Source organism: Salinisphaera sp. PC39 (assembly GCF_040361335.1).
GTDB lineage: Bacteria > Pseudomonadota > Gammaproteobacteria > Nevskiales > Salinisphaeraceae > APNM01.
On sequence record NZ_APNM01000018.1, the window covers coordinates 39669 to 61229 of the forward strand.

At 66.4% G+C, this 21561-nt stretch carries 30 protein-coding genes and 1 other annotated feature; of the genes, 4 read left to right on the plus strand and 26 right to left on the minus strand.

Annotated elements, in window-relative coordinates:
* Positions 1-28 precede the first annotated feature (28 nt).
* The 3 genes from PC39_RS14685 to PC39_RS14695 are packed head-to-tail and all read left to right on the plus strand — an operon-like array spanning position 29 to position 1662.
* Entirely contained in the window at positions 29-715 is a 687-nt protein-coding gene (locus tag PC39_RS14685; RefSeq protein ID WP_353254159.1) for a glutathione S-transferase family protein, read from the plus strand.
* Positions 712-969, plus strand: a complete 258-nt coding sequence (nrtS, locus tag PC39_RS14690; protein ID WP_353254160.1) for a nitrate/nitrite transporter NrtS — start codon at positions 712-714, stop codon at positions 967-969. Before PC39_RS14685 ends, nrtS begins: the two co-directional genes overlap by 4 nt.
* A 30-nt stretch (positions 970-999) precedes the next feature.
* Complete coding sequence (locus PC39_RS14695) at positions 1000-1662, plus strand: haloacid dehalogenase type II (RefSeq protein WP_353254161.1); 663 nt, start codon at positions 1000-1002, stop codon at positions 1660-1662.
* Positions 1663-1884: 222 nt separating this feature from the next.
* Here the strand turns inward: PC39_RS14695 and PC39_RS14700 are convergent, their stop codons facing one another.
* The 24 genes from PC39_RS14700 to PC39_RS14815 form a co-directional block, all read right to left on the minus strand.
* Positions 1885-2715 carry a YiiX/YebB-like N1pC/P60 family cysteine hydrolase gene (locus tag PC39_RS14700; RefSeq protein ID WP_353254162.1) on the minus strand — a complete coding sequence of 277 codons (831 nt, stop codon included), beginning with the start codon at positions 2713-2715 and terminating at the stop codon, positions 1885-1887.
* 65 nt (positions 2716-2780) lie between these two features.
* Positions 2781-3647, minus strand: a complete 867-nt coding sequence (locus PC39_RS14705; RefSeq protein ID WP_353254163.1) for a class I SAM-dependent methyltransferase — start codon at positions 3645-3647, stop codon at positions 2781-2783.
* A 32-nt stretch (positions 3648-3679) separates the two neighbouring features.
* Complete coding sequence (locus tag PC39_RS14710) at positions 3680-4117, minus strand: hypothetical protein (protein WP_353254164.1); 438 nt, start codon at positions 4115-4117, stop codon at positions 3680-3682.
* Positions 4118-4311: 194 nt separating this feature from the next.
* Positions 4312-4638 (minus strand): ArsR/SmtB family transcription factor, encoded by a 327-nt coding sequence (locus tag PC39_RS14715; RefSeq protein ID WP_353254165.1) that lies wholly within the window; start codon positions 4636-4638, stop codon positions 4312-4314.
* A 14-nt stretch (positions 4639-4652) separates the two neighbouring features.
* Positions 4653-5489, minus strand: coding sequence for a phosphate ABC transporter ATP-binding protein (locus PC39_RS14720; RefSeq protein ID WP_353254166.1), 837 nt, complete (start codon positions 5487-5489; stop codon positions 4653-4655).
* Positions 5490-5491: 2 nt separating this feature from the next.
* Positions 5492-5908, minus strand: coding sequence for an ABC transporter permease subunit (locus tag PC39_RS14725; protein WP_353254167.1), 417 nt, complete (start codon positions 5906-5908; stop codon positions 5492-5494).
* Positions 5909-5946: 38 nt separating this feature from the next.
* Positions 5947-7172, minus strand: a protein-coding gene (locus tag PC39_RS14730) for an IS3 family transposase (RefSeq protein ID WP_353254168.1) whose coding sequence is annotated in 2 segments (ribosomal slippage) — positions 5947-6887 and positions 6887-7172 — 1227 coding nt in all. Because the reading frame shifts where the segments join, the coding sequence is not laid out codon by codon here.
* Positions 6778-6894: a sequence feature (AL1L pseudoknot), on the minus strand. (Overlaps the previous gene by 117 nt.)
* Before the next feature lie 12 nt (positions 7173-7184).
* Positions 7185-7697, minus strand: a complete 513-nt coding sequence (locus tag PC39_RS14735; protein ID WP_353254169.1) for an ABC transporter permease family protein — start codon at positions 7695-7697, stop codon at positions 7185-7187.
* Positions 7690-8544, minus strand: a complete 855-nt coding sequence (pstC, locus tag PC39_RS14740; RefSeq protein ID WP_353254170.1) for a phosphate ABC transporter permease subunit PstC — start codon at positions 8542-8544, stop codon at positions 7690-7692. Before pstC ends, PC39_RS14735 begins: the two co-directional genes overlap by 8 nt.
* Before the next feature lies 1 nt (position 8545).
* Positions 8546-9358 (minus strand): phosphate ABC transporter substrate-binding protein, encoded by an 813-nt coding sequence (locus PC39_RS14745; RefSeq protein WP_353254171.1) that lies wholly within the window; start codon positions 9356-9358, stop codon positions 8546-8548.
* 98 nt (positions 9359-9456) lie between these two features.
* The gene (locus PC39_RS14750) at positions 9457-10008 is read right to left on the minus strand and encodes a hypothetical protein (RefSeq protein ID WP_353254172.1); all 552 of its coding nucleotides are present in this window, start codon (positions 10006-10008) and stop codon (positions 9457-9459) included.
* On the minus strand, positions 9998-11038 hold the full coding sequence (locus PC39_RS14755) for a DUF3179 domain-containing protein (protein ID WP_353254173.1): 1041 nt from the start codon (positions 11036-11038) through the stop codon (positions 9998-10000). Before PC39_RS14755 ends, PC39_RS14750 begins: the two co-directional genes overlap by 11 nt.
* A gap of 251 nt (positions 11039-11289) precedes the next feature.
* The gene (locus PC39_RS14760) at positions 11290-11901 is read right to left on the minus strand and encodes a sigma-70 family RNA polymerase sigma factor (protein ID WP_353254174.1); all 612 of its coding nucleotides are present in this window, start codon (positions 11899-11901) and stop codon (positions 11290-11292) included.
* Positions 11902-11932: 31 nt separating this feature from the next.
* Positions 11933-13057, minus strand: coding sequence for an alkene reductase (locus tag PC39_RS14765; protein WP_353254175.1), 1125 nt, complete (start codon positions 13055-13057; stop codon positions 11933-11935).
* 64 nt (positions 13058-13121) lie between these two features.
* A complete protein-coding gene (locus tag PC39_RS14770) occupies positions 13122-13649 on the minus strand; it encodes a carboxymuconolactone decarboxylase family protein (protein WP_353254176.1) in 528 nt (175 codons plus the stop codon).
* A 70-nt stretch (positions 13650-13719) separates the two neighbouring features.
* Complete coding sequence (locus PC39_RS14775; protein WP_353254177.1) at positions 13720-14307, minus strand: TetR/AcrR family transcriptional regulator; 588 nt, start codon at positions 14305-14307, stop codon at positions 13720-13722.
* A 147-nt stretch (positions 14308-14454) separates the two neighbouring features.
* On the minus strand, positions 14455-14910 hold the full coding sequence (locus PC39_RS14780; RefSeq protein WP_353254178.1) for a hypothetical protein: 456 nt from the start codon (positions 14908-14910) through the stop codon (positions 14455-14457).
* Positions 14911-15334: 424 nt separating this feature from the next.
* Positions 15335-15577, minus strand: coding sequence for a hypothetical protein (locus PC39_RS14785; RefSeq protein ID WP_353254179.1), 243 nt, complete (start codon positions 15575-15577; stop codon positions 15335-15337).
* Positions 15578-15621: 44 nt separating this feature from the next.
* On the minus strand, positions 15622-16551 hold the full coding sequence (locus PC39_RS14790; RefSeq protein ID WP_353254180.1) for a DMT family transporter: 930 nt from the start codon (positions 16549-16551) through the stop codon (positions 15622-15624).
* Positions 16548-16808 (minus strand): cation transporter dimerization domain-containing protein, encoded by a 261-nt coding sequence (locus tag PC39_RS14795; protein ID WP_353254181.1) that lies wholly within the window; start codon positions 16806-16808, stop codon positions 16548-16550. The genes PC39_RS14790 and PC39_RS14795 overlap by 4 nt, the downstream gene beginning before the upstream one ends.
* A 90-nt stretch (positions 16809-16898) precedes the next feature.
* Positions 16899-17177 carry a DUF5676 family membrane protein gene (locus PC39_RS14800; protein ID WP_353254182.1) on the minus strand — a complete coding sequence of 93 codons (279 nt, stop codon included), beginning with the start codon at positions 17175-17177 and terminating at the stop codon, positions 16899-16901.
* Positions 17178-17270: 93 nt separating this feature from the next.
* Positions 17271-17993, minus strand: a complete 723-nt coding sequence (locus PC39_RS14805) for a TVP38/TMEM64 family protein (protein WP_353254183.1) — start codon at positions 17991-17993, stop codon at positions 17271-17273.
* A gap of 43 nt (positions 17994-18036) precedes the next feature.
* Complete coding sequence (locus PC39_RS14810; RefSeq protein ID WP_353254184.1) at positions 18037-18273, minus strand: hypothetical protein; 237 nt, start codon at positions 18271-18273, stop codon at positions 18037-18039.
* A gap of 76 nt (positions 18274-18349) precedes the next feature.
* Entirely contained in the window at positions 18350-18778 is a 429-nt protein-coding gene (locus PC39_RS14815) for a hypothetical protein (protein WP_353254185.1), read from the minus strand.
* Positions 18779-19524: 746 nt separating this feature from the next.
* Between PC39_RS14815 and PC39_RS14820 the strand changes: the two genes are divergently transcribed.
* Entirely contained in the window at positions 19525-19944 is a 420-nt protein-coding gene (locus PC39_RS14820; protein WP_353254186.1) for a PACE efflux transporter, read from the plus strand.
* Between the two features lie 14 nt (positions 19945-19958).
* Here the strand turns inward: PC39_RS14820 and PC39_RS14825 are convergent, their stop codons facing one another.
* Positions 19959-20801 (minus strand): aldo/keto reductase family protein, encoded by an 843-nt coding sequence (locus PC39_RS14825; protein ID WP_353254187.1) that lies wholly within the window; start codon positions 20799-20801, stop codon positions 19959-19961.
* Positions 20802-20925: 124 nt separating this feature from the next.
* Complete coding sequence (locus tag PC39_RS14830; protein ID WP_353254188.1) at positions 20926-21420, minus strand: c-type cytochrome; 495 nt, start codon at positions 21418-21420, stop codon at positions 20926-20928.
* Positions 21421-21561: the final 141 nt, after the last annotated feature.

A 21561-nucleotide genomic window follows, 5' to 3' on the forward strand; every position in this document is an offset into this window, starting at 1 on the left:
TACCGCTCGCGAAACCGGGAGTCCCGACATGATCGATCTCTACACCTCCGCCACTCCCAATGGTTGGAAGGTCTCCATCGCTTTGGAGGAGCTCGGCCTCGATTACGAGACGCATCCGATTCTGCTTTCCAAGGGCGAGCAGAAGCAGGACTGGTATCTCGCGCTCAATCCCAACGGCCGCATTCCGACCATCGTCGACCGCGACGAGGGCGGCTACGTGGTGTTCGAGTCCGGCGCGATCCTGCAGTATCTCGCCGAGAAGACCGGCAGGCTGATGCCGGCCGACCGCCGGGGCCGCTTCGATGTGATCCAGTGGCTCATGTTCCAGATGGGCGGCGTCGGCCCGATGCAGGGGCAGGCAAACGTGTTCTACCGTTACGCGCCGGAGAAAATCCCGTATGCCATCGAACGCTATCAGAGCGAGACCCGGCGCCTGTACCAGGTGCTGGATCGCCGTCTGGCGGACCGCGAGTACCTGGCCGGCGATTACTCGATCGCCGACATCGCCAACTGGAGCTGGGTGTCGATTCACTTCTGGGCCGGTGTCGACATCGACGGCATGCCGCACCTGCGGCGCTGGCTCGATACCGTCGGCGAACGGTCGGCGGTCCGGCGCGGCGTCCGCGTGCCGGAGCCGGTTGAGTTCAACCTGGAAAAGACCGACGAGTCGGCCCGCGAGGGCGCCTCGATGCTGGTGACTCAGGATAGCCGATGAGTCCGGTTGCCGCATCGGCGCGCGATTGGCTGCGCCTGGCTGTTTCCCCGGTCGTGGTGCGGCGCGCGCTGGTGTACGGTGTCGTGGTCGGACCGGTGCTGATCGCCATCAATCATGCCGACGCGATCGCGCATGGCGATGTCGACGGCGTTCGGCTAGGCAAGATGGCACTCACCATGCTGGTTCCGTACCTGGTGTCCACCCTGTCCAGCGTCGGCGCCCTGCGCGCCCGGACCAGGGACGGCCGCGGGTAAAGGCACCTCATGCCCTCGCGACCCGAGGCCGTGGCGTTCGACGTCATTGAGACCCTGTTTCCCCTGGAGCCGTTGCGTCAGCGGCTGGTAGCCGCGGGTCTGCCGGCCTACATACTCGAAACATGGTTCGCGCAAATCCTGCGGGACGGTTTCGCGCTGGACACGGCCGGCGTTTTCCGGCCGTTCCGGGAGGTCGCCGCGGACACTTTGAGCCGTTTTCTGGCGGAATATGGCCTGGCCGCCGGCAACGACGAAGTCGAGACCGTCCTCGCCGGCTTCAGTCGACTCGATGCGCATGCCGATGTGGCCCCGGCCCTGGCGATGCTGCGCGCCAACGGGGTGTACGCCATGGCGGTTACCAATGGCAGTGCCGCCGTCACGCACACGTTGCTCGGACGCGCCGGCTTGGAGGACATGCTGGAACGGGTGGTCTCCATCGACGAGGTCGGCCATTGGAAGCCGTGCCGCGAAGTCTACGCTCGGTGCGTCGACCTCGCTGGCATTCGTCCGCGGCAGTTGGCGCTCGTCGCCGCGCACGGCTGGGATGTCCAGGGGGCTGGGCGGGCCGGTCTGATGACGGGCTACGTGCGTCGCGACGGGTTGGCGGTCCCGGCGACGATCGAGCGTCCCGATGCGGTCGGCGCCGATCTGATCGACGTGCTGGACCAGCTTTTCGGCCTCACGGCGCGGTAGGCGCGCATCGCTGAAGCCGTAGGCCCGGGCTCGCCGCCGACCGCCCCGCAAAAAGATCGCCGCGGCGGGAATCCGTCGGCGAAAGGTGACGGGACTCGCCACGAGGGGTCCCGCTCAAGGGCCGGAGCGATGCGGGTAACCGGCACGAGGGGATTGCGGGTGTAGGGGCAACGGCGTGCCGGCCCCGCATCATCCCAGTAGACCCGTGCAACGCTGCTTTGCTTACAGGCCGGATGAACGGGGCGGGCCGGGTGCCGCACCGGCGGCGACGGGCTCGTCACCGGGGTCGGGGCCGGCAAGGTCCCAGCTCAGGCTGTAGGGGTCGAAATCGTCCTCCAGGGTGGGCTTCACGATCCGGAAATAAGGCGATATGTCGAAGTCGCGTGGCGCGAACAAACTGTAGTGCCGGATGTGCAGCAGTTCGTCGTAGCAGTCCCGGCACTGCGGGTCGGCCGAAGCCTCCCGGCTGATTTCGGGCAGGATCGGATAACGTACCGACTGGAAGGCCTGGGCGATCAGCGACGAGCATATCGCCTTGGTGGGATCGCCGCTGCCCAGCGCCAGCAGCCGCCGCCGCCAGCGGATGGGCACCGGCGGGGTCTGGATGAGATAGCGTGCCAGATCGACGACGTTTTTCAGGTCGTACTGGTGGCCCAGCCGTGTCTCGGCATAGTCGATGACATGGTCGATGTCGGCCTCGGTCAGCCCCACCGGGCGGCAGATCCGGGTATGCCCATGGGCATATTCGGCCAGGGGCAGGGTTCTCACCCCCACATTGACGTCCGCCTCGATCAGGCGGCAGGACTGAAGGGGGGCTTGGTTCTGGTCGTCGGCTTCCGCCACCACCAGCGCGGCGTGCGACCAGTTCGACTGGGTGATGTACTTGATCGCCATGCTGAAGCGGCTGGTGCCCTCGATCAGCAGCACGTCGCCCTTGCGCAACGTACGGGCCAGCAATTCGGGGGCGCAGGTCGGCGCGAACGCGAATCCCGGGCGCGGCTTTGACAGAAAGCGCGCCAGTCGTCCGCCGAGCCGTCTCAGAAGCCACCACATGGCGATTCCCCGATGCCTGGTATCCTTTCCCTACTGTACCTCTCCGTGGCGTTCCGGCTCAGCCTTCAGCCCGGCTTGCGGAAGCGCAGCGTCATCCGGTCCGACTCGCCGATCTCACGGTAGCGCTGCAGGCAGCGGTCCCGCTGGTCGCCCTGGTCCATGCGCCGGCAGTGGCGCAGACTGGGCGGCAGGGTCCAGACGCCGGCGGGGTGGCTCTTGTCGTCCGCCGGATTGGCGTTGATCTCGGAGCGGGCCTCCAGCTCGAAGCCGGCGTTTTCCGCCAGTTCGATCACGTGCGCCTCGGTCACGTAGCCGCTTTCCACCATCTTGGCGCGACTGGTGCCCGGCGCGGCACGGTGCTCGACCACGCCGAGCACGCCGCCGGGCTTGAGCGCACGGTGCATGACCGCGAACATGGCCGGCGCGTATTCGCCCTTCATCCAGTTGTGCACATTGCGGAAGGTCAGGGCCAGGTCGGCGGTGCCCGGCGGGGCGATGGTGGTGCGCTCGGGTACCGACAACTCGGTGACCACCACGTGGTCGTAGACATCGGGGTGCGCCTCCAGCTTCTCCATGAATGCCTTGTGCACGTCTTTGCGCCAGTCCGGGGTTCGGTCGGCGGTCATCGCGAAGTTGGCCGCGTAATAGATCCCGCGCGGGCGGGTGATCGGCGCCAGGATCTCGGTGTACCAGCCCGAACTGGGCCAGATCTCCACCACGGTCATCTCGGGTTCCCAGCCGAGGAACAGTAACGTCTTCTTGGGATGGCGGTAGCGATCGCGGGCCGCGTTGTCCGCCTCGCGGTGATCGCCGGTCACGGCCTGCTCTATGAGAATGCGGGCTTTCTCGTCGGCCGTGGCGGCATTCGGCAGCATGGTCGCTGCGAGCAACAACAGGCCGACGGCATGCCGGATGGTTTTTGATGATTGCATGTCGATATTGTCCGGTGGGTGGCGGTGGCGCATCAGCGTGCGGTCCCGGTCATGCCGAGCAGCCGGCAGCCGCTCCAGATGAACAGCGCGAAGAGCACATGGGGCACGATCGCGGCGACGATCAGCTTGGGGGTCACAGCCAGGCCGAGAAAGCCCCAGCCGGCGATGGGCATGAAGATCACCAGCGCCGACGCCCACAGGGCCGCCCCCAGGTACAGCGCGTGCGAGAGCCGAATCCCGGGCGAGAGCCGCACGTAGACCAGCGTCCACAGGATCACCCAGGCGGCGTGGAACAGGAATCCGACCGGCTTGGGCAGGGTGGTGCCCAGTATCGCCTCGGCGAATGCCAGGCCCAGCGGCTCGGGCAGGGGCGAGATACCCTGCTTGATAGCCAGCAGCATCAGCACTGCGATTATCGCAGCGGTGACCAGTCCCACGCCGCTTGCCTTGAGGATGCGTGTGGTATCCATTGTTGCCACCTCCTTTTCCGGTGTATATCAGAGTTCGCGGCCGCGCATTGCGTTATCCGATCCTCGGCTCGCCGGGGCGAGGCCGCGGGTGAGGTGCGATGGCGTCGAACCGGCGTTTGCACACCTCTCGCTAGCGGGCGAGGTCTCTCCGAAAGTGGACCGCTGGAGGCAGGACCTGATTGCAGGGGGACAGGCTAGTCGAAGGACAGCCGGCAACAGCCGAGGTCGAGGGCGCCGCGGGCGCGGCGTCCGGCGAGCACGCCGTCTGCGAGGCGATAGAGTACCGACTTGCCGTCGCGCTCCGCGATCACGATCCGCGCGTCGCGCAGGATGCGCAGATGGTGCGACAGCAGGCTGCGCTCCGCCCGCAACAGGGTCGCCAGCTCGCCGACGTGGCGGGGGCCGCGCATCAACTCGCGTACCACGCCCAGGCGGATGCCGTCCGCCAGTAATTTGAGGCGGGCGACGCAGCCGTCCGCGTCCGGTGCATGGTGGTGATCGGGATGGAGAGACATAGGCATTCCAGTCTCCGGCTCTAGCAACAGCGACCTTCCACGTACGCCGCAGTCTGCTCGTCGCGGGGTGTCTCGAATACCTGTCGGGTCGTGCCCGCCTCGATCACTCGGCCCGCGCCGTCGCGCTGCCAGAATACCGCGGTGTCGTCGGCAATGCGCCGCGCCTGCGCCAGGTTGTGGGTCACGACCACCAACGTATAACGGCCGCTGAGATCCTGGATCAGCTCTTCGACGGTGGCACTGGCGATAGGGTCGAGCGCGCTGCAGGGTTCGTCCATCAGCAACACCTCGGGTTCCAGCGCAACCGCGCGGGCCAGGCAGAGACGTTGCTGCTGGCCGCCCGACAGGGACAGGGCCGGTGACTGCAGCCGGTCGCGGACCTCGTCCCACAGCCCCACGCGGCGCAGTGCCTGCTCGGCACGATCACGGCGCTCGTTGCTGGCGTGCACGCCCAATTCCTTCAGGGGCAGGTCCAGATTGCGCGCTATGGACAGCGGAAAGGGATTCGGCTGCTGGAAGATCATGCCCACACGCCGGCGCAGTGCGATCAGGTCGCCGGTCTCGGCCAGGGCGTCACGGCCGTCGAGTAGTACCCGCCCGGTGACGCGGCAGCCGGGGGTCAGGTCCGTCAGCCGGTTGAGGCTGGCCAGGAACGAGCTTTTGCCGCAGCCGGACGGGCCGATCACGGCGGTGATCCGGCCGCGCCGGACGCCCAGGTCAACCCCGGCCAACGCAGTCCGCCCCCGGTAGCTGACGGTCAGGTCGCGGGTGTCGATGATCGTCTCCCGCCGGGCCGTGTCGGTGTCCGGCGCGGGCTGGCTCGGGAGATCGGCGTCTTGGGTCAATGTCCGGGTCATGGTCATGTCGTCATCAGGTTGCGGGCCAGCAGCCGCCGGCCGGCGAGCGCCGCGAGGCCGTTAATGGCCAGAAGCATTGCGATCAGCACCAGTGCCGAGCTATAGGCGTTGGCGGTGCCGCCGGCCACGTGCATGGACAGGTCGTAGATATGAATCGGCAGGACGCGTCCGGAATCGCCCAGTGAATCGGGCATGCGGGCGACGTAGCCGCTGGTGAACAACAGGGCCGCAGTCTCCGCGAGCGCGCGCCCGATGCTCAGCACCAGGCCCACCACCAGACCCGGCGTCGCCGCGGGCAGCAGCACATAGCGGAGCATACCGAGACGGCTGACACCGGTCGCGGCCGCGGCCGCGCGGTAGCTGTCGGGCACCGCGCGGAAGCCTTCCTCGGCGGAACGAATGAACAACGGCAAGACCATGAACCGCCCCGGTTATCCCGGAGGCTCGTGGGTTTGAGTCACGCCGCCATGGCGGACTCGTCGAATTGGGCATAGTAGGCGGCTTCCAGCTCGGCCGGTGGTACGTGGCCGATGGGCTCGAGCAGCCGGCGATTGTTGAACCAGTCCACCCACTCCAGGGTGGCGAATTCCACCGCCTCCAGATTCCGCCAAGGCCCGCGCTTGCGGATCACCTCGGTCTTGAACAACCCGATCACGGTCTCAGCCAAGGCGTTGTCGTAGGAATCGCCCACGCTGCCCACCGACGGCGCGATCTCCGATTCGGCCAACCGCTCGGTGTAGCGAATCGATAGATATTGCACCCCGCGGTCGCTGTGATGGATCAGGCTGTTGTCGTTGGACAACCGACGCTCGTACAGGGCCTGCTCCAAGGCCTCCAGCACCAGGTCCGTGCGCGGTGTGCGGGACACCCGCCAGCCGACGATGCGCCGGGCATAGGCGTCGATCACGAAGGCGACATAGACAAAGCCGGCCCAGGTCGCCACGTAGGTGAAATCCGAAACCCAAAGCTGGTTGGGATAGTCCGCGGCGAAGTCCCGGTTGACCAGGTCCCGCGGACACGGCTGGGCCGTATCCCGGCGGGTGGTCTTGATCGGCTTGCCTCGAACCACACCGGCCAGGCCCAGCTCGCGCATCAGCCGCTCGACCGTGCAGCGGGCCACCAAGAAACCCTCTCGGGTGAGTTGGCGCCAGACCTTACGCACTCCATACACCTGGAAGTTCTCGTGCCACACACGCGTGATCTCGGCCTTGAGCCAGGCATCACGCCGCACCCGCGCCGGCGCCCGGCTGGGATCGCGCTCGCGCGCCTTGTGCACGTGGTAGGTCGACGGCGCGATCGGCAACATCCGGCAGATCGGCTCGACACCGTAGACCTCGCGGTGGTCGTCGATAAACGCCACCATCACTTGCCTCGGCGGTCGAGCTCCGCCTGGGCAAAATACGCCGAGGCCTTGCGCAGGATCTCGTTGGCCCGGCGCAGCTCGCGATTCTCGCGCTCCAGCGCCTTAACCCGATCACGCTCGGCTGTGGTCTGGCCATCACGCAGACCACGGTCGCGCTCGGCTTGGCGCACCCAGCTGCGCAGGGTCTCTGGCGTGCAGCCAATCTTGGACGCAATCGAACCCAGCGCCGCCCACTGCGAGGCATACTCGGCCTGATGCTCGAATACCATCCGGACCGCCCGCTCCCGCACCTCCGGGGAATACCGCTTCGTCGTCTTCATCGCTCCATCCTCTCAAGAAATGGAGCCTCCGGGAATCTCGGGGCGGTTCACCATGCAGGCGAGCGTCAGGCCGCCGGCGGCGATCGAGTAACCCAAGCCCAGATAGACAACGAAAAGGGCGTTGCCGAACAGACCGAAGACGATCGATGGCACGCCTGCCAGCACATCCAGGCTACGGCGGACCAAGGCACTCAGGCGATCGGTACGCCGGGTCAGCTCGGCCAGCCAGACTGCGGTCGCCACGCCCAGTGGCACCGCGGCGGCCAGGCACACGGCCAGGATCAGCAGACTGGATACGATGACCGGGCCGATGCCGCCGTCGCGGCCGGCGTTATGCACGGCATCGGTAAGAAAGGCCCAGGAAATACCGCCCAGCCCCTTAGCGACGATATCGCTGAGCAGCCACAGGAACGTGGCTGTGACGCCGAGCGCCGTGCCCCAGACGAGTGCCGCCAGGGTCCGCTCGGACCAGTCGGCCTTGCGTCCGGCGCGGGCGGCGAAATAGTGCGCTTCGGCCTCAGCCATGGGTTCGCTCGATGCGGGCGGCCAGCGTGACCAGGGCGGTGACCAGCAGCAACAGCACCAGGCCCGTAAAGAACAGCGCGGCACGGTGATCACCCAGGGCGTAGGCCATCTCCAGCGCGATATTGGCGGTGAGGGTGCGCACGGGTTCGAATATGCTGGCCGGCACCTGGACCACGTTGCCGGCCACCATGAGCACCGCCATGGTCTCGCCCATCGCACGACCCATCGCCAGCAGCACGCCGGTGGCAATGCCGCCGCGCGCCGCCGGCAGCAGGACCCCTGTGATCAGCCCGAAGCGTGACAGGCCCAGAGCGGCGCCTGCGTGCAGGTTGGCGCGGGGCACCGCGACCAGGGCGGCGTCCGCGAACAGCGTCACCGTGGGCAGGATCATCAGGGTCAGGATCAGCATGGCCGCCAGCAGGCTGGCGCCCGGCGGCTGCCAGGCGCCGATCAGCGGCACCAGCACCACCAGCCCCCAGAGTCCGTAGACCACGGAAGGGATGCCGGCCAGCAACTCGATAAGCCGCCGGTAGGGCCCTGCCAGGGTGGGCGGCGCGAAATAGCGGCAGAACAGCGCCGAGAGCAGCCCCAGGGGGGTAGCCAGCAGGACCGCGCCGCCGGCGGCCAGCAGCGTGCCGGCCACCATTGGCAGGAGGTTGAAGGTCCCGGTCTCGGCTTCGGCGGCGGGGTGCCAGGAGGGGTCGTCGACGAAGCGTGCCAGGCCGATCCCGAGGGCGGCGTCGCCAGACTCGCACAGCAGGAAATAGAAGATGAATGCAACGATCAGCGCCGCCAGTGCGGCGCAGGCGCGCAGGCTCCACTCCAGGACGAGGTCGGAACGCCTCATGTCAGCCGGCGGGAATGAAGTGCAGTTGCTTGATCAGGTCTTGGACCGCCGGCGACCGGGCGTAGTCGATGAATGCCTTCGCCAGGCCCGACGGGTTCGGCCGGGTCACGAGGTTCAGCTCCCGCACCAGGGGATAACGGCCGCCGCGCACATTCTCGGAGGTGGCCGCGGCTCCGTCGAGCGCCAGCAACCGGATCGGCGAGCCGTGGGCGGCCTCGTACTCGGCGGTGCCGATGGAGACGTAGGCAATGGCGTGGCGGTTGCCGGCCACCGTCTTGATCGCCTGTTGATTGTGGCCGACCACGACGTCCGCCTGTATGTCGGGACCGGCCAGATCGAAGTGCTCGAGGAACACTGCCAGAGTGGCCCGGCCCTCGGCCTTGTTCACGACCGTGACCGGCGCTTGCTCGCCGCCTACGGCGGCCCACTTCCCGACTGCGCCGGTATAGAGGTCGCGCACCTGCGCCTGCGTGAGGGAGGACACGGGGTTGTCCTCGTGGACGATCAGCGCGATGCCGTCCAGGGCGATGGTGTGCGCGACCAGGTCGGACTCCGACGGCGCCAGCGCGCGCGAGGCGGTGCCGATGTCCACCAGGCCGCGACGCGCGTCGGCGATGCCACGGGACGAGCCGCCTGCCTGCACGTTGATCTCGACGCCGGGATGCTCGGATTCGAACCGCTTGCCAATCTCGTCGGCCAGGGGGGCCACCGTGGACGAGCCGGCGAGGGTCAGGGATGACGATGCATCGTCGCCGCATCCGGCCAGGCCGAGGCTTGCAAGCAACAATGCCAATGCCGGCAGGTTCATGCGCATGGGACATCTCCCCGAACAAGAACGCCGCATGGGGCGTCTGACGTGAATGACGCTTCAGCCAAAAGACCCGGGCGACCTGGATTCGATTGCAGAGGCGGTCACGGGCACACGGCTCGGCCGCGGCAGCGCACCAGCGATGGCGCACCTTGGCGGCGCTGCCGAATCCGGCTGAGACCGAGGGCCGCGATGGACAGAGGCACCAGCCAGCCGAATAGCCCCGCAAATGCGCCCAGGCCCGGCAGACCCAGCAGCAGGACCAGGCTGGGTGCGCAGCAGGCCCCGCCCGCCAGCAGCGCCGGCGCGGTCCCGGCGGCCAGCCCGAGACGGCTTGCGCGGCAGGCCCGCGGATGGGAGCGCAGGTACAGTGCGCCGTGGATGTTTACCGTCATCAGCCCCGCCAGCACCGCGGCGAGCAACAGATTGATCGGGCTGAGCAACAGCACGGCGTGGCCCGCGTCCAGAATCGCGACGGGCTCGAAACGGAAGGGCGCGCGCATGTCGAGCAAACGCTCCAGCGTGACGGGCGCCAAGCGCCAGTCCCAGGCGGCGGGCGATGCCGGCGCCAGATCGCCGATCGCATACAGGTAGAGTACGGCGTAGCCTATGCCGCACGAAAACGGTAGCCAGTGCCGGTGCCGGTCAGTCGGCATTGCCGTCGAGTACCACGGTATCCGGGTAGAACGCGTACCAGGCGAACCACATCGCCTCGAAGCCGGGCGCCGCCACCAGGCCGCTGAGCGCCTCGTTCCGCGGCCCCCCCTTGGTGAAGGTCAGGTCCCGCAGGGCTTCGTCCGCGGGCAGCTCGCCGGGCTCGCCCCGGTAAACCCAGGCGGTACCCAGGCCGGGGTCGTGAAGAACCAGGAAATCGGCCTGCTTGCCCCGGTGACGCAGGACACTATGCTTGGCCAGCGCCGCGCGATCCACGGCGACCGCCACGCTACCCGTGCGAAAGCCGTAAATCTCGCGTTTGGGGGGATAGCGTTCGCTCTCGTGCATGACCGGAAAGGCCCGTGGCGACTGTTCGGCGTAGTAGCCGCGCCTGGGGTTATAGCCGCCGTATGGATCGCTGCGATAGCTTCGCAGATGCCCTGTCTGTTCCTTGGAGAGCACCTTTGTGTCGGGATAACGGGTCCGCCAGCGGTCCCAGGTTGTCCAGAACACGCGAACCTGATGCAGGCTCCGGCCTTTGCGGGGCCCTTCCACGGCGGAGGCCAGTATTTGCGGCCAGTGGCTCTCGCTGTCGCGGTCATACATGATCAGGTTGCTGTTGACCAACCGTCCCGAGACCCCGAACTCGGTCGTGCCGCGCAGGAAGCCGAGGGCCGTGCCGGTCAGGGGACAATAGGTCACGCTCAGCCTGTCCCCGCCCACGGTATCGTTGACGATCTCGTGCCATACCAGGATCGATTGGGGGTAGGCCTTGGCCTCGCCGTTGCGGTAAACGCCGATGATTCGGCTGCCCGCCGCCAGCCACTCATCGGCCTGCGCGGCGGGCACGAAGTTCGGATCGTCGATGGAGGGAATCCCATCCTTGCCGGGACCGCCGGACAGGCTGGCCTGCCAGTAATGGTCGCCCGACGATGTCATCACCAGCGGCGGACCGTTAGGCGGAGCCGCGATGGCCGGCCCGGCCATCGCCGGCAGGCAGACCAGGAGGATCGACACGATTCGGCATGGCATGGGTAGCTTCCGCGGGCATGGGTCTCTTGCTTAGAGGACCGCCCGCGCCGGGATATGCTTGCCCGGATGCGGTGATCGTGGGAGCCCTTGATGCCGGGCCGTTCGTCGGAAGGATGAATTTCGCGGGCGAGGTGGATCGGAGGCTCGGCACGTACCGCTTGCGAAATCCCCCTTGGGTGTTCGGTGCGCGTATCGCAAAAAGATCGCCGCAGCAAACGCCGCGGCGAAAAAGGCCCGAGGGGAGGGTTCGTTTACGCGTCTTTGTGTGTGTCGCTCTGGCCGGTGGGCGCGGGCGCGCCGGTCTTGAAATCAGCCATGAGTTTCTTGCGCGCCCGGAACAGACGGGTCATGACCGCCGATTCTCCGATCTCGAGGTTCTGCGCGATCTCGCGCACGTTGCAGCCGAGCAGGACCTGCATGGCCAGAGGCTTGCGGTAGCCGGGTGGCAGGCGGCGGATCGCCTGCCGCAAGCGTTGCCGATCGAGGTCGTGATCCGGGCCGCTGTTGTCCTCGCCGGCTACAGCGGCCGGCTCGACATCATCCGCGATCTCCAGGCGCTTGCGCTCGTGCAGCCGGGCGTGCTCGCGGCGCAGTGTGGTGAACAGCCAGCTCTTGACGGCCTTGGGGTCCTTCAGGCTGTCCAGCGACCGCCAGGCCCGCAGGCAGGTCTCCTGCGCGACGTCCTCCGCGGTGGCGGGGTTGTCGCAGAGCCAGTGGGCGAACCGGTAGAGGTCGCCCACGAGAGGTGCTACCAGGGTGTCGAAGCGCTCGCGGTCGCCGCCGGTTGCGGACCGGCGGGCCGAAGTCGCGTTCGCGGCGGCTGCCGCGATGAGAGCGGGGCGGCTGAGGCTGGCCGTTTCCATGGTTCCTTTCTCCTTCGACTGCGCGTGCCGATCAGGCGACGTCCTCGGTCAGGGCCGGGTAGTCGATGTAGCCGTGCTCGTCGCCGCCGTAGAAGGTGGCGCTGTCCCACTCGTTGAGGGGTGCGTTGCGGCGGAAGCGCTCCGGCAGGTCCGGATTGGCGATGAACGGCCGACCGAAGGTCACCAGGTCGCAGCGGTCGGCATCGATGCGGGCACGCGCCTCGCCCGCGGTGTAGTTGCCGTTGCCGATGTAGGTGCCGCGGAAGGCCGAGCGGATGGCGTCGACGATCGGCTCGGGCCGGCCGTCGGCGTGGTTGCCCTGGAAGGAGTCCTCCACCACCTCGATGTAGGCGATGCCCAGATCGTCGAGCCGGGCGGCAAAGGCACCGAAGGTCGCCTGTGGATCCCCGTCGTGCATGGCGTTGAAGCTGCCGGTCGGGCTCACGCGCACGCCTACGCGGTCCTCGCCCCAGACGCCCGCGACCGCCTCTACCACCTTCAGCGGCAGACGCAGCCGGTTATCCACCGAGCCGCCGAACTCGTCGGTGCGATGATTGCTGCCGCTACGCAGAAACTGGTCCAGGAGATAGCCGTTGGCGGCGTGAATCTCGACGCCGTCGAAGCCGGCGGCCTTGGCGTTCTCGGCGCCTTGCCGGAACTGCTCGACGATGTCCGGCATCTCGTCGGCTTCCAGGGCGCGCGGGGTGGGGATGTCCACCATGCCGGAGTCGGCGCTGATGAAGGTCTTGGCGCCTTCGGGCTGGATCGCCGAAGGGGCCACGGGCAGGGCGCCGTCCGGCTGCAGGGCGGTGTGGGAGATACGGCCCACGTGCCAGAGCTGCAGGTGCATGCGTCCGCCGGCGGCGTGCACCGCGTCCGTGATCTTGCGCCAGCCGGCGATCTGCTCGTCCGAATGGATGCCCGGCGTGAAGGCGTAGCCCTTGCCCTGCGGCGAGACCTGGGTGGCCTCGCTGATGATCAGCCCGGCGCTGGCGCGCTGGCGGTAGTAGGTGACGTTCATGTCGTTGGGTACGTCCCCGGGCTGACTGGCCCGGGCCCGGGTCAGCGGCGCCATCAGGACCCGGTGGGGCAGCTCGAGGGCGCCCAGGCGGGCGGGCCGGAAGAGGGGATCGTCCTGTTTGTCGCGGTCGTTCATGCGGCTGTCGCTCCTGCTTGGAAGGGAGACGCCCGGCCCTCGGGGCCGGGCGGTCTGTCGGGTGTTACTGCTCCAGCTCGACGCCCAGGTTCTTGCCGATGCGCTGGATGAAATTGCCGCTGGCGACCACGAACGCGATCTCTGCGATCTCGCGATCGTCGAAGTGCGAACGCAGCGCGTCGAAGGCTTCATCCGAGGCAGCGACGTCGCGGGTGGTCTCGTACGCGAACCGGATTACCGCCCGCTCGGCGGGCTCGAAGTCGGCGCTGTCGAACCCGGATTCGTCGAGCTGGTCGATCTGGGCATCGCTCAGCCCGGCCTGTTTGCCGGCCGGCACGTGGTGGCCCTGGCAGTAGGCGCAGCCGTTGTAGCGGGCCGCCGTCAGGTAGGCGATCTCCCGGATCTTGTCGTCGATACCGAGCTGGTTGAAATAGGCGTCCAGCATGGTGCCCAGGGCCTGGGTGGCGGGGCCGGAATGGCCGAGCAGCTTGACCACGTTCGGCACCAAGCCCATGCCCTGCTTCATGTTGTCATAGACCGGTGCGGCACCCTGTGCTTCCTGACCTTCTTGGGCGTAGGGAATGCGCGGCATGCTCTCTCTCCTTCTGTCGTTGGATGTCGTCCGATATGGACCAATCGGTCCATATCGGGGCAAAAAAATGTCAGTCCAGCGCCCTGAGCGTGATCGCCACCACCGCCCGCGCCTCGTCGCGCCCGATGCCCGCCTTGAGCAGGGTCCGCAGCCCGGTCATGTTGGTCACCAGATAGCGGGCCAGCGCCTGCGGATCGCGGTCAGCGGGCACGTCGCCCTCGCGCTGGGCCCGTTCGACGGCGGCGCGGAATACCCGTGTGAACCGGGCCACGCCCTCGGCCACCGCCTGCGAGACGCGCGTGTCGCGCATACCGAACTCGCTCGCCGTGTTCATCAGCAGGCAGCCCCAGCGGCTTCGTTCCGTGTCCGTGCCCTCGGCGGCGGCGTTGAAGGTCGTCTCGATGAAGGCGCGCGCGGAATCGCTCGCTTCGAGGCTTTCCAGCAAGGCGCTCTCGCGCTCCCTGGCATAGTGCCTGAGACAGCGGTCGAACAGGCGCGGCTTGTCGCCGAAGCTCTGGTAGAGACTGCTCTTGGAGAGACTCATGGCGGCCAGCAGGTCCTGCAGCGACGTGGCTTCGTAGCCCTGGGACCAGAAGGTCTCCATGGCCCGCTCCAGGGCGCGGTCCGGATCGAATTGGCGGGGGCGGCCGATGCTCATGGATTCACTATAGGACCGATCGGTTCATAATTGCAACCCGGGTCGTGCTTGTGCTGGCAGCAGTCGCTCAAGGCGGACGATTGATTACAACATTCTAAATGCCGTAACAGGCTACGGAGTCAAGTGAGCCGTCGCTGGAACCGGCGCTCAGAAGTCCATTCGAGCGGTGTTCCGAACCAGCCGCCGGATCTCGGCGTTCTGGAAGTCGGCCAGCGATTGGAACAACTCGCGCTCCTCGTCGATCTCCGAGGCCGACACCAGCTCGCGGTAGAGGTGTTCCAGGGTGGTGTGGATGCGTTCGGCGGTGGTGGCGATATCCTCGACCGTGGTGCAGGCCAGGCATTGGCGCAACTCTTCCATGACGTGCGGCTGCTCCAGGTACGGTGTGTTCTGCATCCAGGTGTCGAGCACGTTGTGGGCTTCGCCCTCGGTATAGCGCGCCAAGCCCTGGCGCATTTTGTTCTCGTGATCGGCCAGATAGCGCAGCAGCAGGCGCACGCGCTCGTCCTTAGCCTCGCCGGCGAGCTTGCGGTAGTCCGAGGCCAGGGCCTTGTGGAAATCGATGACGTGGTGCAGCACGTCCTTTACCTGTTCGAACCGCATGGTCGTCTCCGCCTGTTTTCGTTGTCTCGATGCCACCCGCGCCGCGCCTCGCGTCCGGCTGCCTGATGACGCCATCCTCACAGACAGACTTGGCGCCGGGATTGATCCAGATCAACTTGCGATCGGTTCCTCCATGGCCGCGCCACTCCCGTTGCGGCAATCCGGCACCGGCCGGTGACCTTCGGGCGTTGCGGATAGAGTTATTACCTCGGTGGCCGAATACGCGAAGTCCTTTCGCGATTTGGCCACGCATGGCGCGGCGCGTGTCCGCGCCGTGCTCACGGGGCCATACGGCCCCGGCGGGCCATCCCTGGCCCGCGTTATTACTCCGGAAATTGTTTGTCTGTATTGTCGCCGGAGTAATAAACAGCGGGTACAGCGGTACGAACGGGATCGCCAGCTCGAACGCGGACACCGGGCTCTGTTAGCGACCCGGCATGCCGCCCGAATCGGCTGGACGTGCCTGCCCGCGGCGGAGCGATGGCCAGTCCGTGAACGCGACGATGTACAGGACCACCAGATTGGCTATCGGTATCAGGAGCAGCAGGCTCAACCATCCCGAGAAACCCGCCTTGACAAAGATTTTCCAGAAGGGTGGCAGAATGATGGCGATCCACAACAGCATGAACAGCCAGTGGCCGCCGAACCAGATTGTGTCGTGGGTCATGATTGGTAATCCCCGGTATGAGTTGAACACGGACCTGTTCCGTTTCAGACGGCGCAGGCCGGTGTGCTGTGGCAGGGGGGCACCGGCTGGTTTTCCCGGCCGCGCGACATTTCCCGCGTCAGCCAGAAGCCGGCGCCCAGCAGCAGCGCGCCGCCATAGATCATGCCTTGCCCAGGCACCTCGGCGAAGATCAGAAAGCCCAGGGTCGAGGCCACCACCGGCGAGACGATGATGTCGACCAGCGCATAGACGTTGGCGTTGAGCGACTTCAATACGATCGAGATGCCGAAATAGGCAAAGCCGGTGGAGACCACGCCCAGGCCAAGCGCCCACAGCAGCACCGGCAGGTCGACCCCGAGCGCCGGGTAGTCGATCATCGCGGTAATCTCGCCGGGCCCGGAGACCAACAGGAAGGGCGAGAGCACCAATGCGGCCACCAGCAGCGACCAGGCGATGTCGTTGCCGGTCTCGGTCTTGCCCTCGTAGCGCATGTAGGTGACCATCGCGGCGTAGATCGCGCCGGTGGCCAGGGCCACGAAGTTGCCCAGCATGTAGCCGCCGCCGAGCGGGTTGGCGAGCGCGATGCCGGTCAGGGCGATACCGAAGATCAGGATATAGCTCTTTTTGGCTTTTTCGCCCAGGAACAGCGCCGAGAAGATGAACACGAAAAACGGCGCGATGCTCCAGAAGATCACCGCATTGGCGATCGGCACCAGCGACATGGCGAAGTTGAACACCCCGCCCTGGGCCGCGATCAGCACGCCGATGATGGCCGTGTCCTTGACGTTGCCCTTGGGAAACCGCGGCCGTTGACCGCTGGCCAGGGTGCGCGCGACGAACAAAAAGGCCGCCGCGCAGGCCATGGCGTAGAAGGTCAGGGTCTGGATCGGGATCCGCCCGTCGGTGAGCTTGACGAACACGCCGATGGTCGCCTCGGAGACCGTGATCAGGGCCAACAGCAGCAGGGTCTTCATGCTTGGCCCTCGCCCGGCGGCGCGCGGGTGATATCGATCGCCTCGGCGCCGGATTCATCCAGGCAGGTGCTTTCCACCTGTAACGTGGCGAAGAAGAAGCCGAACCGGTCTTTCAACATGCCGTGCGCCGCCTTCAGCACCGCCTGGGTGTCGGCGTCCTCGGCGATGCGCAGGTGCCCGGAGAACACGTAGCGCCCGCTGGTCAGCGCCCAGGCGTGCACGTGATGGGCGTTTTTCACCCCGTCGAGCGCGGCCATGGTGCGTTCCCTGTTCAGCGGGTTTGGGTATGTCGGCTTGCAATGGCCGCGGGGCGCAGCGCGCCGCCCCGCGGCCAGCGTTCCGGCAGATCAGGCGCTGCGGTTGAACCAGCGGTACAGCGGCACGAACAGAATCGCCAGATACCAGCCGTACAGATAGGCCTCGATCAACCCGATGATGAAACCGGAGAAACTCAGCCACTCGAAGCCGGGCAGCAGGGGTGCCCAAGCCTCGTACATCCGCATGGAATCCGGCGCGATCAGGCCGAAGCCCACGCACAGCAGGTAGCTGATCAGCAACAGCAGCGACAGGCTGTTGCCCAGCGGGGCGATGCGCAGCCAATCCGTGGCTTGTGTTGCATTGGTCATGGTCCATGTCCTCTTGTGCAAGGATTGTTGTGAAACCGGTGATGGAACGTCACCACCACCAAGCTAGCGAAGCTGTCAAGTTCCGGGATGGGCCTATCGTTCATTGCAGTCCTGCCGGGATTCAAACCACTGCCGGACGGCTGTGCGTCGGCGTGCGGGAAGTAGCCGCCAGATCAGCGGCAGCAGGGTAATCAGCCCCAGCGCCAGCACCGTCAGGAAGGCGCCGTACAGATCGCCGGTGGCCACCTCGCCGCCGAAGTGGGCCAGAGCGAAGCTGGCCGGGAGAATGCCCAGCAGGGTGGCGACCGCAAAGCGCCAGAGTGCGAGCGGCGTAAGGCCCGCCGCATAGCTGATGATGTCGAAGGAGACGAACGGCAGCAGCCGGGTGGCGAAGACAACCGCCATCAGCGTGTTCTGGGATGTCATGAAGCGATTGAGCACGCCGGCGGAATCCACGCGATCGCCCAGACGCGCACGCAGCGCCTCGTAGCCGACCAGGCGGGCGATACCGAAGGCGATCAGCGCCCCTGTCTCGGAGCCGGCGGCGACATACAGCGTGCCCCAGCCGTGACCGTAGGCGGCGCCGGCTGCGAGCGCGATCGGCGCGCTCGGGATCGGGCTCATGACGATGGCCACCGTCATCAGGCCGACGATCAGTGCGGGGCCGGCCGGTCCCAGTCCGGTTACCAGCCGTTCGAGGGTCTCGCCGTCCAGCGCTTGCGCGAGCAGCCCCGTCTGCCACAGCACCAGGGCGGCAACGGCAAACACGCCGAACAGGCCCGTGCCCGCCGCAATTCGCCAGCGCGGCTCGCTCACGCCGGGACCCTGCGTTCAGCACCGGCAGCCGGCAAGCTTTGGGCTAGTCGCCGCGGGCGCTGTCATCGTGCTGGCCGGCCGCTGGCTTGGATGCCGGCCACTCGGCAAAGGCGACGATATACAGCACCACCAGATTCGCCAGCGGAATCAGCATCAGCAGGCTGAGCCAGCCCGAAAAGCCGGCCTTGGAAAAGATCTGCCAGAACGGCGGCAGGATGATGGCGACCCACAGCAGCATGAACAGCCAGTGCCCGCCGAACCACATCGTGTCGTGCATCATGCGTTGTTCTCCTTGTTCAACGTGTGTAAAAGGCCCCGGAGTGCCCATTGCTGGACACCCCGGGAACGCTCAAGGACTAATCGTCCTGGTCCATCGACTCCTGGGCCTGCATGTGCGCCTGCATCTGCTCCATCATCTCCTGCATCATCTTCTTGTGCTTGTGCATCATCTGCTGACGCTTCTCCGGGTCCATCTGTTGCATCTTCTGGTGCTTGGCGTCGTCGCCCATCATGCCGTGCATATTGCCCATGGCTTCATGCATCTGTTGCATGTGCTTTTTCATCAGGCGCTGACGTTTTTCCGGGTCCTCGGTCTCGTGGATCTGCTGCATGGTCTGGCGCATTGCCTGCATGTGCTCATGCATGCCGCTTTTCTCTGTCGTGTCCTTGTGCATACCCATGCCCGAGCCGTTGCCGTGCCTGCCCGAGTCATGGGCCTCGCCGGCATGCGCGAGCGGCAGGGCCAGCGCGAAGGTCAGGATCGTGGTGATGGCCAGTGTTTTCATGACTGTGCTCCTTTGGCGTCATGGTGGAAAACGGGCATCGCCCCTTTCGGGCGCACCCTGGATTGCATCATTGCGTATGGCTGTCGATGGGCACCGGACGGCGGGCAAGCCGCGGCGGCGCCGACATCAGACGTGGGGCAGGGACGGGGGTCGGATGCGATCCGTGCGGTGGGCGGGTAAGGTCTCGGGCGCGTGCGCGGCCCGGCAGCCGGCCTGTGTGGCAGTACGGGTTGCGGCGTGGCTGCCAGTCGGAAGCGGGATGGCGGCACAAGAGACGGCGCATTCGATATCGCAGCCGCAGTCCGCTGCGACCTGCGCGTAACCGTTCTGCTGCGCTATCGCAGGCGTCGTGTTGGCGCCGGGTGTCATCGCCGGGCAATGGAGCCCCGTGAATGCCGCGACTGTGCTCGGTACCGTCAGCGTAATCGCCAGGATCACGATCAATATGGCGTGTGGCATGCGCATTTCATATCGTCCCGGCCATGATCATGCCATGGATACAGCGCGCCTGGATTGATCTGGATCAACCTGCGAAACGAGTCTGACAGTACTGGCCGCTCGTGCCATGCAGCACTCATGACGACCACGTTTTTTGCATCATGCGCTGGGTCAGTGATCGAATAGTGATCTCCAGCGATTCCTGTCGTGCGGTTACCGGCTCACATCCGGGCGGCATGCCATTGGACCGCTCCGGGTGCCGTTATCGCCCGTACTGCCGGGTGCATCCACTTTCCGTCGAGGTTGCCATGCGTTCGATCGCGGATCGGATTCGCCACGCCGTATGTTTCGAGGTCATCGGCGTGCTCATGGTGGGGCCGCTGGCGAGCTGGGCGTTCGACGCCGAGTTGATGCGGGTGGGTTCGCTGGCGATCGCCCTGTCGCTGGTGGCCACGGCCTGGAACTATGTCTACAACCTCTGGTTCGACCACGCCATGTGGCGAATGCTGGGCCGGGTGCGCAAGACCCTGTCCGAGCGTGTGCTGCATGCTTTCATCTTCGAGTTCGGCATGCTGCTGCTCACGCTGCCGCCGGTGATGTGGTGGCTGGACCGCGGCGTGATCCAGGCGCTGAACATGAGCCTGTCGCTGATGGTGTTCTATCTGGTCTACACCTACGTCTACAACCTGGCCTACGACTGGCTGTTCCCGATTCGGGAGCCGGCCTGACGGCAACCATCCCGCTACAAGCCGACCCGCTCGACGGCCGCGACCGCATCGGCGTCCAGCGATAGTTCGCACGCGGCCAGATCATCGGCCATGTGCTGCTCGCTGGTGGTCCCGGTCAGCGGCACCATGCCGACCGCACGGGCAAACGCGAACACGATCTGGGCCGGCGTGGCCTCGAGCTGGTTCGCCAGCTTCTGCACGGTGGCGTCCTCGGCGACGCCCGGATTCGCGGTCAGCAGCGAAAAGCCCTGATAGGCAATGCCGTGTTCGGCGCACAGCGCCCGCACATCGCGGTTCCAGCCGTCGCGGGCGAAACAGCGGTTCTGCACCGCTACCGGCGGTATCCGGGCGTGCGTAAGCAGTTCCTCCAGATGTGGCACGGCCGCGTTACTGATGCCGATCCGGCGGACCTGACCGCGTTCATACGCGGCTTCCAGCGCTTCCCAGATCGCCCAGTCGGCGTCCGCCAGGCCGCGGGCGCCCTGCGGCGCGTGCAGCAGATAACTGTCCAGATACTCGGTGCCCAGATTGGTCAGCGACTGGTCCAGCGACTGTTCAACCTGTTCGGCCGACGGGGCGCCGGTATCGTAGGGAATCTCGCACCCCTGGGCCATGACGGGGCTGAACTTGGTCTGTAGAAACAGATCGTCGCGCTGGAGTTTCAGTTCGTCGAATGCGGATGCGATGCCGGCCCCCACGCCCGGCTCGTAGTAATGCTTCGGCTGCCCGGCGGTATCGACGGCGCGATAACCGCAGGCCAGGGCAAGGCGGACCAGTTCGGCGGTGCGCTCGCCTTTCCAGGCGGTGCCGTAGACAATCTCGGGCCAATCGGCAGGCGTTGGTTGGGTAACGGTCATGGCGCGGACCTCCGGTGTTTGTGCATCAATGGTCACCCGCTGCTGATCAGCGGCAGCAACCCGATCGCGTACGGCCCACCACTGTGACAGATGACCGTGCCCTCAGGTCTGCAGCGGCTGCCGGCTAGAGGTGCCGCAGATACAGGATGATCTGCCAGATCCCGGTCTCGTCGAGCGTGTTCTTGAAGGGCGGCATGGCGCTGCCTACCGGGGCGCCGCCCTCGGCGATGGTCCAGTACAGATAGTCATCATCGGCCATGTGGGTGTCGCTGAACGTGGCGATATCCGTGGGGCGCGGGTCCAGGTTCTTGCCGGCCGGCCCATTGCCGCGGCCGTTCGGGCCGTGGCAGGCGGCGCAGTAGCGTTGGTATTTCTGCCGGCCAGCATTGATGTTGGTTTCGGTGGCCTGCAGGGGATTGGTTCTCGAGGCGTACTGCGCGTCGATGCCGTGGCGCATGACATAGTGATGGCGCGCCATGGACATGCCGCCCATACGGTCGCCGCCCATCATGCCACCCATCATGCCACCCCCGTGCATCCCGCACATCCGTGCCAGGGCGATACCGGCAAGCGCCACGATGCCGATTGCCGCGATAATCGGAACAGATCGTTTCATCATAATTGCCCTCGGTAGCCGAGTGCCTTCTCGCCCTTGGGGAGACAGTCAGGATCAGTGGGTCGCGCGTGTTCCGGCCCCTCACCGGCGCTGCGCGCCGCATCCTGCTGCGCCCGTCCTTTCCCCGCAAGCGCGGAGAGGGAA

What these genes read in the sequence shown, in the direction of transcription:
- PC39_RS14775 (WP_353254177.1), bottom strand. Translation starts at nt 14,307, where the DNA reads ATGAGCATCGGCCGCCCCCGCCAATTCGATCCGGACCGCGCCCTGGAG.
- pstC (WP_353254170.1), bottom strand. Translation starts at nt 8,544, where the DNA reads ATGAGGCGTTCCGACCTCGTCCTGGAGTGGAGCCTGCGCGCCTGCGCC.
- PC39_RS14720 (WP_353254166.1), bottom strand. Translation starts at nt 5,489, where the DNA reads ATGACCCGGACATTGACCCAAGACGCCGATCTCCCGAGCCAGCCCGCG.
- PC39_RS14830 (WP_353254188.1), bottom strand. Translation starts at nt 21,420, where the DNA reads ATGATGAAACGATCTGTTCCGATTATCGCGGCAATCGGCATCGTGGCG.
- PC39_RS14755 (WP_353254173.1), bottom strand. Translation starts at nt 11,038, where the DNA reads ATGCCATGCCGAATCGTGTCGATCCTCCTGGTCTGCCTGCCGGCGATG.
- PC39_RS14705 (WP_353254163.1), bottom strand. Translation starts at nt 3,647, where the DNA reads ATGCAATCATCAAAAACCATCCGGCATGCCGTCGGCCTGTTGTTGCTC.
- PC39_RS14795 (WP_353254181.1), bottom strand. Translation starts at nt 16,808, where the DNA reads ATGGCCGCGCTCGACGGGGTGAAAAACGCCCATCACGTGCACGCCTGG.
- PC39_RS14745 (WP_353254171.1), bottom strand. Translation starts at nt 9,358, where the DNA reads ATGCGCATGAACCTGCCGGCATTGGCATTGTTGCTTGCAAGCCTCGGC.
- PC39_RS14785 (WP_353254179.1), bottom strand. Translation starts at nt 15,577, where the DNA reads ATGACCCACGACACAATCTGGTTCGGCGGCCACTGGCTGTTCATGCTG.
- PC39_RS14770 (WP_353254176.1), bottom strand. Translation starts at nt 13,649, where the DNA reads ATGCCGCGCATTCCCTACGCCCAAGAAGGTCAGGAAGCACAGGGTGCC.
- PC39_RS14780 (WP_353254178.1), bottom strand. Translation starts at nt 14,910, where the DNA reads ATGCGGTTCGAACAGGTAAAGGACGTGCTGCACCACGTCATCGATTTC.
- PC39_RS14815 (WP_353254185.1), bottom strand. Translation starts at nt 18,778, where the DNA reads ATGAAAACACTGGCCATCACCACGATCCTGACCTTCGCGCTGGCCCTG.
- PC39_RS14715 (WP_353254165.1), bottom strand. Translation starts at nt 4,638, where the DNA reads ATGCCTATGTCTCTCCATCCCGATCACCACCATGCACCGGACGCGGAC.
- PC39_RS14750 (WP_353254172.1), bottom strand. Translation starts at nt 10,008, where the DNA reads ATGCCGACTGACCGGCACCGGCACTGGCTACCGTTTTCGTGCGGCATA.
- PC39_RS14765 (WP_353254175.1), bottom strand. Translation starts at nt 13,057, where the DNA reads ATGAACGACCGCGACAAACAGGACGATCCCCTCTTCCGGCCCGCCCGC.
- PC39_RS14735 (WP_353254169.1), bottom strand. Translation starts at nt 7,697, where the DNA reads ATGGCTGAGGCCGAAGCGCACTATTTCGCCGCCCGCGCCGGACGCAAG.
- PC39_RS14710 (WP_353254164.1), bottom strand. Translation starts at nt 4,117, where the DNA reads ATGGATACCACACGCATCCTCAAGGCAAGCGGCGTGGGACTGGTCACC.
- PC39_RS14725 (WP_353254167.1), bottom strand. Translation starts at nt 5,908, where the DNA reads ATGGTCTTGCCGTTGTTCATTCGTTCCGCCGAGGAAGGCTTCCGCGCG.
- nrtS (WP_353254160.1), top strand. Translation starts at nt 712, where the DNA reads ATGAGTCCGGTTGCCGCATCGGCGCGCGATTGGCTGCGCCTGGCTGTT.
- PC39_RS14685 (WP_353254159.1), top strand. Translation starts at nt 29, where the DNA reads ATGATCGATCTCTACACCTCCGCCACTCCCAATGGTTGGAAGGTCTCC.
- PC39_RS14810 (WP_353254184.1), bottom strand. Translation starts at nt 18,273, where the DNA reads ATGATGCACGACACGATGTGGTTCGGCGGGCACTGGCTGTTCATGCTG.
- PC39_RS14800 (WP_353254182.1), bottom strand. Translation starts at nt 17,177, where the DNA reads ATGACCAATGCAACACAAGCCACGGATTGGCTGCGCATCGCCCCGCTG.
- PC39_RS14700 (WP_353254162.1), bottom strand. Translation starts at nt 2,715, where the DNA reads ATGTGGTGGCTTCTGAGACGGCTCGGCGGACGACTGGCGCGCTTTCTG.
- PC39_RS14760 (WP_353254174.1), bottom strand. Translation starts at nt 11,901, where the DNA reads ATGGAAACGGCCAGCCTCAGCCGCCCCGCTCTCATCGCGGCAGCCGCC.
- PC39_RS14790 (WP_353254180.1), bottom strand. Translation starts at nt 16,551, where the DNA reads ATGAAGACCCTGCTGCTGTTGGCCCTGATCACGGTCTCCGAGGCGACC.
- PC39_RS14825 (WP_353254187.1), bottom strand. Translation starts at nt 20,801, where the DNA reads ATGACCGTTACCCAACCAACGCCTGCCGATTGGCCCGAGATTGTCTAC.
- PC39_RS14820 (WP_353254186.1), top strand. Translation starts at nt 19,525, where the DNA reads ATGCGTTCGATCGCGGATCGGATTCGCCACGCCGTATGTTTCGAGGTC.